We start from the raw sequence: 13,694 nt of genomic DNA, 5'->3' as shown, positions 1-13,694 counted from the left end.
TCATGGCTACCGTTAAAGTAACGCTGATCAAAAGCATGACCGGTCGCATTCCTAACCACAAATTGTGTGTTAAAGGTCTGGGTCTGCGTCGCATCGGTCACACTGTAGAAGTGCTGGATACTCCCGAGAATCGCGGGATGATCAACAAGGCTTACTACATGCTGCGAGTCGAGGGTTAATCGATGAAACTCAATGATCTGAGTCCAGCGCCGGGTTCCCGTCGCGAAAAGCATCGTCCGGGCCGTGGTATCGGTAGTGGTTTGGGTAAGACCGGTGGCCGTGGCCACAAAGGTCAATCCTCCCGCTCCGGTGGCACAATTGCTCCGGGCTTTGAAGGCGGCCAACAGCCGTTGCATCGTCGTCTGCCAAAATTCGGCTTCGTTTCCCTGAAGGCCATGGACCGCGCAGAAGTGCGTTTGTCCGAGCTGGCTAAAGTGGAAGGCGACGTTGTAACTGTGCAGTCCCTGAAGGATGCCAACGTGATCAACCAAAACGTACAACGTGTGAAAATCATGTTGTCCGGTTCGGTTACTCGCGCTGTCACCATCAAAGGTATCGCAGCCACCAAAGGTGCGCGTGCGGCTATCGAAGCAGCTGGCGGCAAGTTCGAGGAATAAATGGCTAAGCAAGGTGCTCTCTCAGCGCTCGGCAAAGGCGGTATGTCTGAACTCTGGGCTCGTCTGCGTTTTCTGTTCCTGGCGATTATCGTCTACCGAATAGGCGCACACATCCCGGTTCCAGGTATTAACCCTGACCGACTCGCAGACCTGTTTCGACAGAATGAGGGGACCATTCTTAGCTTGTTCAACATGTTTTCCGGTGGCGCACTGGAACGGATGAGCATTTTTGCACTGGGGATCATGCCGTACATTTCGGCATCGATCATCATGCAGCTGATGACCGCCGTCAGTCCGCAACTGGAGCAGTTGAAGAAGGAAGGTGAGGCTGGTCGTCGTAAGATCAGTCAATACACCCGCTATGGCACCGTCGTCCTGGCACTGGTTCAAGCTATCGGAATGTCCGTTGGCCTGGCCAGTCAGGGCGTTGCGTTCTCTGCAGATATCGGCTTCCACTTCGTGGCCGTCACCACCTTTGTGGCGGGGGCGATGTTCATGATGTGGCTGGGCGAGCAGATTACCGAGCGCGGTGTTGGTAACGGTATCTCGATGTTGATTTTCGCAGGTATCGTAGCCGGTCTTCCGAGAGCTATCGGGCAGTCTTTCGAGTCTGCACGTCAGGGTGATATCAACATTTTCGCTCTGGTTGCGATCGGGTTGCTGGCAGTAGCGATCATCGGTTTCGTGGTGTTCATTGAGCGTGGTCAGCGTCGTATTGCTGTTCACTACGCCAAGCGTCAGCAGGGCCGTAAGGTCTTCGCTGCGCAGACAAGCCACTTGCCGCTGAAAGTGAACATGGCTGGCGTTATTCCGGCCATCTTCGCGAGCAGCATTTTGCTGTTTCCGGCTTCGTTGGGTTCCTGGTTTGGTCAGTCTGAAGGTATGGGCTGGTTGCAGGACATCTCGCAGTCGATCGCTCCTGGTCAGCCGTTGAATATTCTGCTGTTTAGTGCAGGGATTATTTTCTTCTGCTTCTTCTATACGGCGTTGATGTTCAATCCGAAAGACGTAGCGGAAAACCTGAAGAAGTCCGGTGCCTTTATTCCGGGTATTCGTCCAGGCGAGCAGTCGGCGCGCTATATTGATGGCGTTCTGACCCGCTTGACCATGTTCGGTGCTCTATATATGACGGCCGTGTGCCTGCTTCCACAGTTTTTGGTGGTCGCAGCAAACGTACCGTTCTACCTTGGCGGGACCTCGTTGCTGATCGTGGTAGTGGTTGTGATGGACTTCATGTCGCAAGTACAATCGCACCTCGTTTCGCACCAGTATGAATCCCTGATGAAGAAAGCCAACCTGAAGGGCTACGGCAGCGGCATGCTGCGCTGAAGCACCCATAAGGTTCGAGGAGTTGGTGATGAAAGTTCGTGCATCGGTGAAAAAGCTGTGCCGTAACTGCAAGATTATTCGCCGCGAAGGTGTTGTTCGAGTAATTTGCAGCGCGGAACCACGTCACAAACAGCGCCAAGGCTGAGTGTGATCTGCTTAAGCCCAGCAGCTAGTGCGCTGCTGGGTTGATTATTTGTTATTACAGCGATATTATCTCGCGCCCTATTTCTTGGCTTCCGGGGCGTAGGTAGCTGTCAATTGGAGTCCCACTGAATGGCCCGTATTGCAGGCGTTAACATTCCAGATAACAAGCATACTGTTATCTCGTTGACCTACATCTATGGTGTTGGTCGCACCACTGCACAGAAAATTTGTGCAACCACTGGGGTTAACCCAGCGGTGAAGATCAAAGATCTGAGCGACGAGCAGATTGAACAGCTGCGTGGCGAAGTGGCGAAGTTCACCACTGAAGGTGATCTGCGTCGCGAAATCAACATGAAAATCAAGCGCTTGATGGATTTGGGCTGCTATCGCGGTCTGCGCCATCGTCGTGGTCTTCCAGTGCGCGGTCAGCGTACCAAGACCAACGCGCGTACTCGCAAAGGTCCGCGTAAGCCGATCCGCAAGTAATCGCACCAGCGCAACGACAGGAATTTAGTCATGGCAAAACCTGCTGCTCGTCCTCGTAAAAAAGTTAAAAAGACGGTGGTTGATGGCATCGCCCACATCCACGCGTCGTTTAACAACACAATCGTCACCATCACCGATCGTCAAGGTAACGCGCTTTCTTGGGCTACCTCCGGCGGTTCGGGTTTCCGCGGTTCACGTAAGTCCACCCCGTTCGCTGCTCAAGTAGCTGCTGAACGTGCTGGTCAAGCTGCGCTGGAATATGGTCTGAAGAACCTCGACGTTAACGTCAAGGGTCCAGGTCCAGGTCGTGAGTCTGCTGTCCGTGCTTTGAACGGCTGTGGCTATAAGATCGCCAGCATCACCGACGTGACGCCAATCCCGCACAACGGGTGCCGTCCGCCGAAGAAGCGCCGCGTGTAATCCAGGAGACTGTAAGAAATGGCTCGTTACATTGGTCCAAAATGCAAACTTGCTCGTCGTGAAGGCACCGATCTCTTTTTGAAGAGCGGCGTTCGCGCTATCGAATCCAAGTGCAACATCGAAGCAGCTCCAGGTATCCACGGCCAACGCCGCGGTCGCCAGTCCGATTACGGTACTCAGCTGCGTGAGAAACAAAAAGTACGTCGCATCTATGGCGTTCTCGAACGTCAGTTCAGCGGTTACTACAAAGAAGCTGCCGGCAAGAAAGGCGCTACTGGTGAGAATCTGCTGCAACTGCTCGAATGCCGCCTGGATAACGTCGTATACCGCATGGGCTTCGGCTCGACACGTGCTGAATCCCGTCAATTGGTTTCGCACAAGTCGGTCAGCGTCAACGGTAAAACCGTTAACGTTCCTTCGTACCAGGTTCGTGCTGGTGACGTGGTTGCTATCCGCGAGAAGGCTAAGAACCAACTGCGCATTGTCCAAGCTCTCGATCTGTGTGCCCAACGTGGCCGCGTAGAATGGGTAGAAGTAGACATTGAGAAGAAGTCGGGCGTCTTCAAAAACGTTCCTGCTCGCAGTGATCTGTCCGCCGACATCAACGAAAGCCTGATTGTCGAGCTCTACTCCAAGTAAGGGCTAGAAAATAGGTGCATCCATGCAGATTTCGGTAAATGAGTTCCTGACACCCCGCCATATTGATGTGCAGGTTGTCAGTCCAACCCGCGCTAAAATCACCCTCGAGCCTCTCGAGCGTGGTTTTGGCCATACCCTGGGCAACGCGCTGCGCCGCATCCTGTTGTCCTCCATGCCCGGCTGTGCAGTAGTCGAGGCCGAGATTGACGGTGTACTCCATGAGTACAGCGCCATCGAAGGTGTACAGGAAGATGTCATTGAAATCCTGTTGAACCTTAAAGGTCTGGCTATCAAGCTGCACGGTCGAGACGAAGTTACGCTGACCTTGTCGAAGAAGGGTTCGGGGGTGGTTACCGCTGCCGATATTCAGCTGGATCATGATGTCGAGATCGTTAATCCCGATCACGTAATCGCTAACCTGGCGTCTAACGGCGCCCTGAACATGAAGCTCACCGTAGCTCGTGGTCGTGGTTATGAACCGGCAGACTCGCGTCAGAGCGATGAAGACGAAAGCCGCAGCATTGGTCGCTTGCAGCTCGATTCTTCGTTCAGCCCGGTTCGCCGTATCGCATACGTGGTGGAAAACGCCCGTGTCGAGCAGCGTACTAACCTGGACAAGCTGGTTATTGATCTGGAAACCAACGGTACTCTGGATCCTGAAGAGGCTATTCGCCGCGCTGCAACCATTCTGCAACAGCAGTTGGCTGCGTTCGTCGACCTCAAAGGTGACAGCGAACCAGTGGTAATCGAACAGGAAGACGAGATCGATCCGATCCTGCTCCGTCCGGTTGACGATTTGGAACTGACTGTACGTTCGGCCAACTGCCTCAAGGCGGAGAACATTTACTACATCGGCGACCTGATTCAGCGCACCGAAGTAGAACTGTTGAAGACTCCGAACCTTGGCAAGAAATCCTTGACTGAGATCAAGGACGTCCTGGCCTCCCGTGGTCTGTCCCTCGGCATGCGCCTCGACAACTGGCCGCCGGCAAGTCTTAAGAAGGACGACAAGGCGACTGCCTGATCGTCGTAATCACCGAACGTTGTGTTTGGTAAGGAATGAACCATGCGTCATCGTAAAAGTGGTCGTCACCTGAGCCGGACTAGCTCCCACCGTAAGGCCATGTTTCAAAACATGGCGGTGTCGCTGTTCGAGCACGAGCTGATCAAAACTACATTGCCGAAAGCCAAAGAACTGCGCCGCGTTGCTGAGCCGCTGATCACTTTGGCCAAGACAGACAGTCTGGCTAACCGCCGTCTGGCTTTCGACCGTACTCGTTCGAAAGCAATCGTTGGTAAGCTGTTCAACGATCTGGGCAAGCGTTATGCAACCCGTGAGGGTGGCTACCTGCGCATCCTCAAGTGCGGTTTCCGCACTGGCGACAACGCGCCTATGGCGTACGTCGAACTGGTTGATCGTCCAGCCGGCGGTGAAGCTGTATCCGCTGAGTAAGACGTCAGTCTGAAACAAAGAACCGGGCCTTGTGTCCGGTTTTTTGTGCCTGTAAGAAAAGCACGGTTCGTACAAGTTTCCCTGTCTGGCTCTCTGCATGATGCGCACGGGAGTGAGTTAGTAATTTTCTATCGATGCCGACAAATTAATGAATTTGTAGGTGTAACGTGGATGATCAATACTCCCTTCCAGCCAATTAGCCGGCAGTTCAAAGACTGACAGAGGAAGTAGATTGCATGAGCCAGAATAAAACGCTTACAACCGCCAGCGGCGCGCCTGTCGCCGATAACCAGAACTCCCGCTCTGCCGGCCCGCGTGGCCCGCTGCTCCTCGACGATTTCCATCTGCTTGAGAAGCTTGCTCACTTCAACCGTGAAAACATTCCAGAACGCCGCGTTCACGCCAAAGGTTCGGGCGCTCACGGTACTTTCACGGTCAGCCGCGATATTTCCCAGTACACCAGTGCGAAACTGTTCGACACTGTTGGCAAACAGACGCCAATCTTCCTGCGCTTCTCCACCGTAGGTGGCGAACGTGGTTCGGCTGATACCGAGCGTGACCCGCGTGGTTTTGCCCTGAAGTTCTATACCGAAGAAGGCAACTGGGACATTGTTGGCAACAACACGCCGGTGTTCTTCATTCGTGATCCGCTAAAGTTTCCTGATTTCATACACACCCAGAAACGTCTGCCGCAGAGCAACCTGAAAAGCGCACAGATGATGTGGGACTTCTGGTCGCACTCGCCTGAGGCGCTGCACCAGGTCACCATTCTGTTTTCCGATCGCGGTATTCCGGACGGCTATCGCCACATGCACGGCTTCGGTAGCCACACCTACAGTCTGATCAGCGCCTCGGGCCAGCGTCATTGGGTCAAATGGCACTATAAGACTCAGCAAGGCATCAAGAACCTGGCTCCGGCTGACGCGGCGCGGATTGCCGGTACCGATCCTGATTACGCCCAGCGCGATCTGTTTGGCGCCATCGAGAAAGGCGACTTCCCGAAGTGGACCGTCTGCATCCAGCTGATGACCGAAGCCCAGGCTGCGGCACATCACGAGAACCCGTTTGACGTGACCAAAACCTGGTCGCAGAAAGAATATCCGCTGATCGAAGTGGGCGAGCTTGAGCTCAGCCGTAATCCGCAGAATTACTTCGCTGAGGTCGAGCAGGCCGCATTCGGTCCGAGCAACATGGTGCCAGGTGTAGGTCTTTCGCCGGACCGCATGCTGCAAGGTCGTGTGTTCGCTTATGCCGATGCCCATCGCTATCGCGTAGGCACCAATCACCAGCAACTGCCGATCAACGCGCCACGTAACCCGGTACACAGCTATCAGCGTGACGGTTCCATGGCATTCGGCAGCAATGGCGGTTCGGCGCCGAACTACGAGCCGAACAGCTACGCCGATGCGCCGAAGCAGGATTCTCGTTACGCAGAACCTGCGCTGGCATTGAGTGGCTCGGCTGATCGTTACGATCATCGCGAAGATGGCGATTACTACAGCCAGGCGGGTAAGTTGTTCAACCTGATGAACGCTGACCAGAGAGCTTTGCTGATCAGCAATATTGCCGGTGCCATGGCTGGAGTTTCGAATGATGTGGTGCAGCGTCAACTGCAGCACTTCTTTAAAGCCGATGCAGCTTATGGCCAGGGTGTGGCTGACGCATTGGGTGTTCAGCTGGGCTAACTCGAAGTGATAAACAGAACCGCCCTCATTTGGGCGGTTTTTCGCATCCGGTTGTCCGACTTTCGCTGCTTTTGACCACTTATTTGCTGTTTGGCAAGTGACCTCGGCGCATAGTTGGTTCAAACTCCACACTTTAAAGCAGGGAGATTTAGGGCGATGCAAGGTCACCCGGATGTAATCGATTATCTCAAGACGTTGCTGGTTGGCGAACTGGCGGCGCGTGACCAATATTTCATCCATTCGCGGATGTACGAAGACTGGGGCTTCAGCAAGCTCTACGAACGTATCAATCACGAGATGGAAGAAGAGACCCAACACGCCGACGCATTGATGCGTCGCATCCTGATGCTCGAAGGCACCCCGCGTATGCGTGCGGATGACCTGGATATCGGCACCACGGTCCCTGAGATGCTCGCCAGCGATCTTCGCCTGGAATACAAGGTGCGTGCCGCGCTGTGCAAAGGCATTGAGCTCTGTGAGCTGCACAAGGATTACGTCAGCCGCGATATCTTGCGTATCCAGTTGGCAGACACCGAAGAAGACCATACCTATTGGCTTGAACAGCAGCTGGGTCTGATCAAGCACATCGGTCTGGAAAACTATCTGCAATCGCAGTTCTGATCCGCGCCGTTCGTCACGCATGAAAAAGCCCCTGCACATAACGTGACAGGGGCTTTTTATTGCCTTGCTGTCAAGCCGTCAGGCTTTATCCCGGAGCAGCAACGGCTTGAGGTAATGCCCGGTGTAGGATTGCTCCATCTCGGAGACCTGCTCAGGCGTACCCACGGCAATGATCTGCCCACCCTTGGAGCCGCCTTCCGGCCCGAGGTCGACCAGCCAGTCCGCAGTCTTGATCACATCCAGGTTGTGCTCGATCACCACCACGGTGTTGCCGTGATCGCGCAATCGATGCAGTACGTCCAGCAGCTGCTGAATATCCGCGAAGTGCAGGCCGGTGGTCGGCTCGTCGAGGATATACAGCGTCTTGCCGGTATCGCGCTTGGAAAGCTCGCGAGACAGTTTGACCCGCTGGGCTTCACCGCCGGACAAGGTCGTCGCCGACTGGCCGAGTTTGATGTAGGACAAACCCACATCCATCAGCGTTTGCAGCTTGCGCGCCAGCGCCGGTACGGCATCGAAGAACACACGCGCTTCCTCGATGGTCATTTCCAGCACTTCGTGGATGTTCTTGCTCTTGTACTTGATCTCAAGGGTTTCGCGGTTGTAGCGCTTGCTCTTGCACACGTCGCACGGCACATAAATGTCCGGCAGGAAGTGCATTTCGACCTTGATCAAGCCATCGCCCTGACACGCCTCGCAACGGCCGCCCTTGACGTTGAACGAGAACCGCCCAGGCCCGTAACCACGGGATCGTGATTCCGGAACGCCAGCGAACAACTCGCGAATCGGCGTGAACAGCCCGGTGTACGTCGCCGGGTTGGAGCGCGGGGTACGGCCAATCGGGCTTTGGTCGATATCCACGACTTTATCGAGGTGCTGCAAACCGTTGATGCTGTCGTGGGTCGCCGCTTCCAGCGTGGTTGCGCCATTGAGCGCGGTGGCGCTGAGCGGGAACAGCGTGTTGTTGATCAGCGTGGATTTGCCCGAACCGGAAACCCCGGTAACGCAGGTCAGCAGGCCGATGGGGATTTCCAGATCCACATTGCGCAAGTTGTTGCCCCGCGCGCCCTTGAGGGTCAGCGACAGCTTCTTGTTGCGCGGTGTGCGCTTGGCCGGGATTGCGATCTTCACGCGACCGGAAAGGTACTTGCCGGTCAGTGAGTCAGGATGGGCCATGACTTCAGCCGGAGTGCCTTCGGCCACGATGTGACCACCATGCACGCCCGCACCCGGACCGATATCGACCACGTAGTCCGCGAGGCGAATGGCGTCTTCGTCGTGCTCGACCACGATCACGGTGTTGCCGATGTCACGCAAATGCTTGAGCGTGCCGAGCAAACGATCGTTGTCGCGCTGATGCAGGCCAATGGACGGCTCATCGAGGATGTACATCACGCCGACCAGACCCGCGCCAATCTGGCTGGCCAGACGAATCCGTTGCGCCTCGCCACCGGACAGGGTGTCGGCACTGCGATCCAGGGTCAGATAATCAAGTCCGACGTTGACCAGGAATTGCAGGCGTTCGCGAATTTCCTTAAGGATCTTGTCGGCGATTTCCCCGCGTCGGCCAGTCAGTTTCAGCACACCGAAATACTCGGTGGCGTCGCCAATCGGCATGTTAGTCACTGCCGGCAGGGTTTTCTCTCCGACCCAGACGTGACGCGCTTCGCGCCGCAAGCGCGTGCCGCGACAATCCGGGCAAGGCTGCGTGCCGAGGAACTTGGCCAGTTCTTCCCGAACTGTCGCCGATTCCGTTTCCCGGTAACGACGTTCCAGATTCGGCACGATGCCTTCGAACGGGTGCGCGCGTTTGACGATGTCGCCTCGGTCGTTCAGGTAGCGGAAGTCGACACTCTGCGAGCCGCTGCCGTTGAGCAGGATTTTCTGCTGTTCGGCGGGCAGCTCTTTGAATGGCACTTCCAGGCTGAAACCGTAATGTTTGGCCAGCGATCCGAGCATCTGGAAGTAATAAACGTTACGTCGGTCCCAGCCGCGTATCGCACCTTCCGCGAGGGTCAGTTCGCCATTCACCAGGCGTTTGATGTCGAAGAACTGCTTTACGCCCAGGCCGTCACAGGTCGGACAAGCGCCAGCCGGGTTGTTGAACGAGAACAGCTTGGGTTCCAGCTCGCTGATGGCGTGGCCGCAGATCGGGCAAGCAAAGCGTGCAGAGAAAATCATCTCTTCGCCGGGCTCGTCGTCCATCGGTGCTACCCAGGCGATACCGTCCGCCAGCTTGAGCGCGGTCTCGAACGACTCTGCCAGCCGCTGTTGCAGGTCCGGGCGCACCTTGAAGCGGTCAACGACCACATCAATGGAGTGCTTCTTCTGCTTGTCCAGCTTGGGCAGCTCATCGAGTTCGCACAGTCGGCCGTTGACCCTGGCCCGCACAAAACCCTGAGCGCGCAGCTCTTCGAAGACCGACAGATGCTCGCCTTTGCGCTCACGAATCACCGGCGCCAGCAGCATCAACTTGCTGCCTTCGGGTTGCGCCATGACCAGGTCAACCATCTGACTGACGGTCTGCGCTTCCAGCGGAATGTCGTGATCCGGGCAACGAGGCTGACCGACCCGCGCATACAGCAGACGCAGGTAATCGTAGATCTCGGTGATGGTCCCGACGGTGGAGCGCGGGTTGTGCGATGTGGATTTCTGCTCGATGGAAATCGCCGGCGACAGGCCTTCGATGGTATCGACGTCCGGCTTTTCCATCATCGAGAGGAATTGCCGGGCGTATGCGGAAAGGGATTCGACATAGCGCCGTTGCCCTTCGGCATACAGCGTGTCAAAGGCCAGCGACGATTTGCCAGAGCCGGAAAGCCCGGTGATAACGATCAGCTTGTCGCGTGGCAGAGTAAGGTCGATATTTTTCAGGTTGTGGGTTCGGGCCCCACGAATCAGGATCTTGTCCAAAGTGGCCTCGCTCGGCGGGCGTCGAAAACATGGGAGTATACGATCAAATACTGGATGGATGCACACTATCGCGGCGTAACATGAAGACCATGTCATCTATGCGCGGCAAAGCGTCGCGATATACCCCGTCAATCGATGGGACTGGTAGAATCGCCGCCGGTTCACATGAGGTTTTTCCATGCACGATCCCCACAGCGAGCGAATGAGTGGCGGCGAGACCCGCGCAGCAGGTGGTCTGGCCCTGGTGTTTGCGTTTCGCATGCTTGGCATGTTCATGGTTTTGCCGGTCCTGGCTACCTACGGCATGGACATGGCGGGTGCCAGTCCGGCGCTGATCGGTCTGGCCATCGGCGCTTACGGCCTGACCCAAGCGGTGTTGCAGATCCCGTTCGGCGTTCTTTCCGACCGTATCGGACGGCGCCCGGTGATTTATTTCGGGCTGATTATTTTTGCCCTGGGCAGCGTGCTCGCAGCCAACGCCGACTCGATCTGGGGAATTATCGCCGGACGCATCTTGCAAGGCGCCGGCGCAATTTCGGCTGCGGTGATGGCCTTGTTGTCAGATCTGACCCGGGAACAGCATCGCACCAAGGCCATGGCCATGATCGGCATGACCATCGGTCTGTCGTTTGCCGTAGCGATGGTGGTCGGCCCGTTGCTGACTCGCGCATTCGGCTTGTCCGGACTGTTCCTCGCCACTGGCGGGATGGCCTTGCTCGGAATCCTGATTGTCGCCTTCGTGGTGCCAAAAAAGACCGGGACCTTGCAGCACCGCGAATCCGGTGTCGCACGCCAGGCGTTGGGGCCGACGCTACGTCACGCAGACCTGCTGCGCCTGGATTTAGGTATCTTCGTGTTGCACGCGATGCTCATGTCAAGCTTCGTCGCGCTGCCGCTGGCGCTGGTCACCAAAGCCGGTTTGCCCAAGGAACAGCACTGGTGGGTCTACCTTACGGCGCTGCTGATCTCATTTTTCGCAATGATTCCCTTCATCATTTATGGTGAGAAAAAGCGTCAGATGAAGCGGGTGCTGATTGGCGCCGTGGGCGTGTTGATGCTCACTGAGCTATTCTTCTGGGCGTATGGCGATACCTTGCGAGCGCTGGTCATCGGGACAGTGGTATTCTTCATCGCGTTCAATCTGCTGGAAGCTTCACTTCCGTCACTGATCAGCAAGGTTTCACCGGCTGGCGGAAAAGGCACGGCGATGGGCGTATATTCCACGAGCCAGTTCCTTGGTTCGGCCGCAGGTGGGATACTCGGCGGCTGGTTGTTCCAGCATGGCGGGCTCGATGTGGTTTTCCTCGGCGGAGCGGCCATGGCTGCGATCTGGCTTGCCGTCGCAGTCACCATGCGCGAACCGCCTTACGTCACGAGTCTACGCTTGCCGTTGTCGCCGCAAGCGCAGCGTGACGCAGGCCTGGCAGCGCGGTTGATGGCTGTAGCAGGTGTAACGGATGCAGTGGTGGTTGCTGAAGAGGCAGCCATCTATATCAAATTAGACACAGCACTATTGGATCGCGCGTCTCTGGAACGAATGGTCAATCCATCGACCGAAGCGTGCGAAGCCTAGGAGAACGTTATGGCCCGTGGGGTTAACAAAGTCATATTGGTCGGCACTTGCGGCCAGGATCCCGAAGTTCGCTACTTGCCTAACGGTAACGCCGTGACCAACCTGAGTCTGGCGACCAGCGAACAGTGGACCGACAAGCAAACCGGTCAGAAAGTCGAAAAGACTGAGTGGCACCGCGTTTCGATGTTCGGCAAAGTTGCCGAGATCGCTGGCGAGTACCTGCGCAAGGGCTCCCAGGTCTACATCGAAGGCAAGCTGCAAACCCGCGAGTGGGAAAAAGACGGCATCAAGCGCTACACCACTGAAATCGTCGTCGACATGCAAGGCACCATGCAACTGCTGGGCGGTCGTCCTCAAGGCGAAGGCGCTCCACAGGGTCAAGGTGGCGGCGGTTATCAGCAGAATTCTGCACCGCGTCCTCAGCAGTCGCGTCCGCAGCAGTCCGCGCCTCAAGCCCAGCCACAACGCGAATCGCGTCCGGCTCCGCAACAAGCGCCGCAACCGGCTGCAGATTTCGACAGCTTTGATGATGATATTCCGTTCTAGGCCATGCCTCGAAACGTAAAAAGGGCCCGTGACTTCACTGTCACGGGCCCTTTTTTATGGGCCGGGATCTGCTTTGGTCGCTGACACTTCGCTGATTTTGCTGACGCTGGTGATCTGGCCGTTCCAGACCATCTCGTAATGCGCGGTCTGGATGATCGATGAAACCGGGCGGGGTTTCAGCAGCGCCCAGCAGTGTTGGCCCTGGGCCCTGACCGAGCGGTAACGCAAGCCATTGCTGCCCGTAGCGCGGATTTCCCGGCCCAGGCGATGTGAGTCGGTGTAGTCGTCCGGATCGTAAATGGGATCAGTCATTGGCACAGTCGCAGCGTCCAGCATCCCGGCTTCATTGAAGGTGCAGGCCAAGCCGCGGAAAACAAATCGCTCGTAGCTCAGGTTTTGTACGTTCGACCAGTATTTGTTCTGGTGATGCTGCACTTCAGCCAACGCCGTATCCATGGTGTCTGCCAGATACAAAACCCCGTAACTGCCATCGCTGAATCGCGAGCCACTCGGGTTGATGTGGGTAAAGGGTGCAGTCGCGTAAGAGCAGCCGGTGATGCCGAACGGGATTTCTGCAAGCGGGATCAATTCCAGGCGTCCGGTTTGATTCAACAATCGTGGGTTGGTCAGTGCCTGAATCTGATACAGCGCTTCAAATTCATCCGCACTGGCGACGTCATCGAACAGTTCAATGGGCGGGAATTTGGAATTGACCAGTCGATAGGCCTGCTGTTGCTCGTCACTCAGGCTCGGCAACTGGCTGAGCATCACCACAAGCCACCGCGCAGCACATCGATGCGCCGGAAGGTTTCGTACAGGGAAATCATGTCGCCTTGAGCCATGATTTCCAGCGGCGAGCGGCCGTTGAAGAACTCGTTGTGATTGACCATCGCCGGAAAGCCGTAGACGTTATCCGGATTATCAAACACCAGGCGCAGGGCGGCGTGGATGTTGAGGACGAAGCTGATGCGCTGCATTTGGTCCGCATCCAGACTTACCGACCAGGCGGGATCCTGCTGGTTGGCGCGCACATAAGTACTGCGCGATATACGCAGGATGCGACACGTCTGATCACTTGAGGCTCGCCATTTATCAAGGATGGCGACGGCGGCACGCAAACCCGCAGCGCATTGCGCTTTGGTAAATGCCTGGAGTTGAAGGACTGCCGACATGGCAATGATCTCTCTTTGAGTCTGTAGATATATTTGTGAGTAAATATAGTCTATAGACTCAAATTCCGCCAGTATCCGTTGTCCGTTGTCCGTTGT

Annotated in this window: 16 protein-coding genes; 13 read left to right on the top strand and 3 right to left on the bottom strand. The window is 56.2% G+C overall.

What is annotated here, in order from left to right; all coding sequences use genetic code 11:
• Window positions 1–2 precede the first annotated feature (2 nt).
• The 11 genes from rpmD to bfr all read left to right on the top strand — a co-directional run bounded on the left by rpmD (window position 3) and on the right by bfr (window position 7,394).
• Complete coding sequence (rpmD, locus tag ACP7E4_RS24045; RefSeq protein ID WP_003186033.1) at window positions 3–179, top strand: 50S ribosomal protein L30; 177 nt, start codon at window positions 3–5, stop codon at window positions 177–179.
• A gap of 3 nt (window positions 180–182) precedes the next feature.
• Window positions 183–617 carry a 50S ribosomal protein L15 gene (gene rplO / locus ACP7E4_RS24040; protein ID WP_426118001.1) on the top strand — a complete coding sequence of 145 codons (435 nt, stop codon included), beginning with the start codon at window positions 183–185 and terminating at the stop codon, window positions 615–617.
• Window positions 618–1,946, top strand: a complete 1,329-nt coding sequence (secY, locus tag ACP7E4_RS24035; RefSeq protein WP_020290694.1) for a preprotein translocase subunit SecY — start codon at window positions 618–620, stop codon at window positions 1,944–1,946.
• Between the two features lie 28 nt (window positions 1,947–1,974).
• Window positions 1,975–2,091, top strand: a complete 117-nt coding sequence (gene rpmJ, locus ACP7E4_RS24030) for a 50S ribosomal protein L36 (RefSeq protein WP_002555468.1) — start codon at window positions 1,975–1,977, stop codon at window positions 2,089–2,091.
• Between the two features lie 128 nt (window positions 2,092–2,219).
• Window positions 2,220–2,576, top strand: coding sequence for a 30S ribosomal protein S13 (gene rpsM, locus ACP7E4_RS24025; protein WP_002555467.1), 357 nt, complete (start codon window positions 2,220–2,222; stop codon window positions 2,574–2,576).
• Between the two features lie 30 nt (window positions 2,577–2,606).
• Window positions 2,607–2,996 (top strand): 30S ribosomal protein S11, encoded by a 390-nt coding sequence (gene rpsK, locus ACP7E4_RS24020; protein ID WP_002555466.1) that lies wholly within the window; start codon window positions 2,607–2,609, stop codon window positions 2,994–2,996.
• Window positions 2,997–3,014: 18 nt separating this feature from the next.
• The gene (rpsD, locus tag ACP7E4_RS24015; protein ID WP_020290692.1) at window positions 3,015–3,635 is read left to right on the top strand and encodes a 30S ribosomal protein S4; all 621 of its coding nucleotides are present in this window, start codon (window positions 3,015–3,017) and stop codon (window positions 3,633–3,635) included.
• A gap of 22 nt (window positions 3,636–3,657) precedes the next feature.
• A complete protein-coding gene (locus tag ACP7E4_RS24010; protein ID WP_003176403.1) occupies window positions 3,658–4,659 on the top strand; it encodes a DNA-directed RNA polymerase subunit alpha in 1,002 nt (333 codons plus the stop codon).
• A gap of 42 nt (window positions 4,660–4,701) precedes the next feature.
• Complete coding sequence (gene rplQ, locus ACP7E4_RS24005; RefSeq protein WP_008145500.1) at window positions 4,702–5,088, top strand: 50S ribosomal protein L17; 387 nt, start codon at window positions 4,702–4,704, stop codon at window positions 5,086–5,088.
• A 236-nt stretch (window positions 5,089–5,324) separates the two neighbouring features.
• Window positions 5,325–6,773, top strand: coding sequence for a catalase (locus ACP7E4_RS24000; RefSeq protein ID WP_426118000.1), 1,449 nt, complete (start codon window positions 5,325–5,327; stop codon window positions 6,771–6,773).
• A gap of 156 nt (window positions 6,774–6,929) precedes the next feature.
• Window positions 6,930–7,394, top strand: a complete 465-nt coding sequence (bfr, locus tag ACP7E4_RS23995) for a bacterioferritin (protein ID WP_426117999.1) — start codon at window positions 6,930–6,932, stop codon at window positions 7,392–7,394.
• Window positions 7,395–7,472: 78 nt separating this feature from the next.
• Here the strand turns inward: bfr and uvrA are convergent, their stop codons facing one another.
• Entirely contained in the window at window positions 7,473–10,307 is a 2,835-nt protein-coding gene (uvrA, locus tag ACP7E4_RS23990; protein ID WP_020290689.1) for an excinuclease ABC subunit UvrA, read from the bottom strand.
• A gap of 178 nt (window positions 10,308–10,485) precedes the next feature.
• Here uvrA and ACP7E4_RS23985 point away from each other — a divergent pair, with 178 nt between their 5' ends.
• Both ACP7E4_RS23985 and ACP7E4_RS23980 read left to right on the top strand, forming a co-directional pair.
• Window positions 10,486–11,880 carry an MFS transporter gene (locus ACP7E4_RS23985; protein WP_426117998.1) on the top strand — a complete coding sequence of 465 codons (1,395 nt, stop codon included), beginning with the start codon at window positions 10,486–10,488 and terminating at the stop codon, window positions 11,878–11,880.
• A 9-nt stretch (window positions 11,881–11,889) separates the two neighbouring features.
• A complete protein-coding gene (locus ACP7E4_RS23980) occupies window positions 11,890–12,426 on the top strand; it encodes a single-stranded DNA-binding protein (RefSeq protein WP_020290687.1) in 537 nt (178 codons plus the stop codon).
• Between the two features lie 54 nt (window positions 12,427–12,480).
• On the opposite strand, the gene ACP7E4_RS23975 is transcribed toward ACP7E4_RS23980, so the two are convergent.
• The gene (locus tag ACP7E4_RS23975) at window positions 12,481–13,194 is read right to left on the bottom strand and encodes an RES family NAD+ phosphorylase (protein WP_426117997.1); all 714 of its coding nucleotides are present in this window, start codon (window positions 13,192–13,194) and stop codon (window positions 12,481–12,483) included.
• Window positions 13,194–13,598 (bottom strand): hypothetical protein, encoded by a 405-nt coding sequence (locus tag ACP7E4_RS23970; protein WP_426117996.1) that lies wholly within the window; start codon window positions 13,596–13,598, stop codon window positions 13,194–13,196. The genes ACP7E4_RS23975 and ACP7E4_RS23970 overlap by 1 nt, the downstream gene beginning before the upstream one ends.
• Window positions 13,599–13,694 lie beyond the last annotated feature (96 nt).

This window comes from Pseudomonas sp. DSP3-2-3, assembly GCF_049898225.1.
Taxonomy (GTDB): domain Bacteria; phylum Pseudomonadota; class Gammaproteobacteria; order Pseudomonadales; family Pseudomonadaceae; genus Aquipseudomonas.
This window is presented reverse-complemented; position numbering and strand designations above follow the sequence as displayed.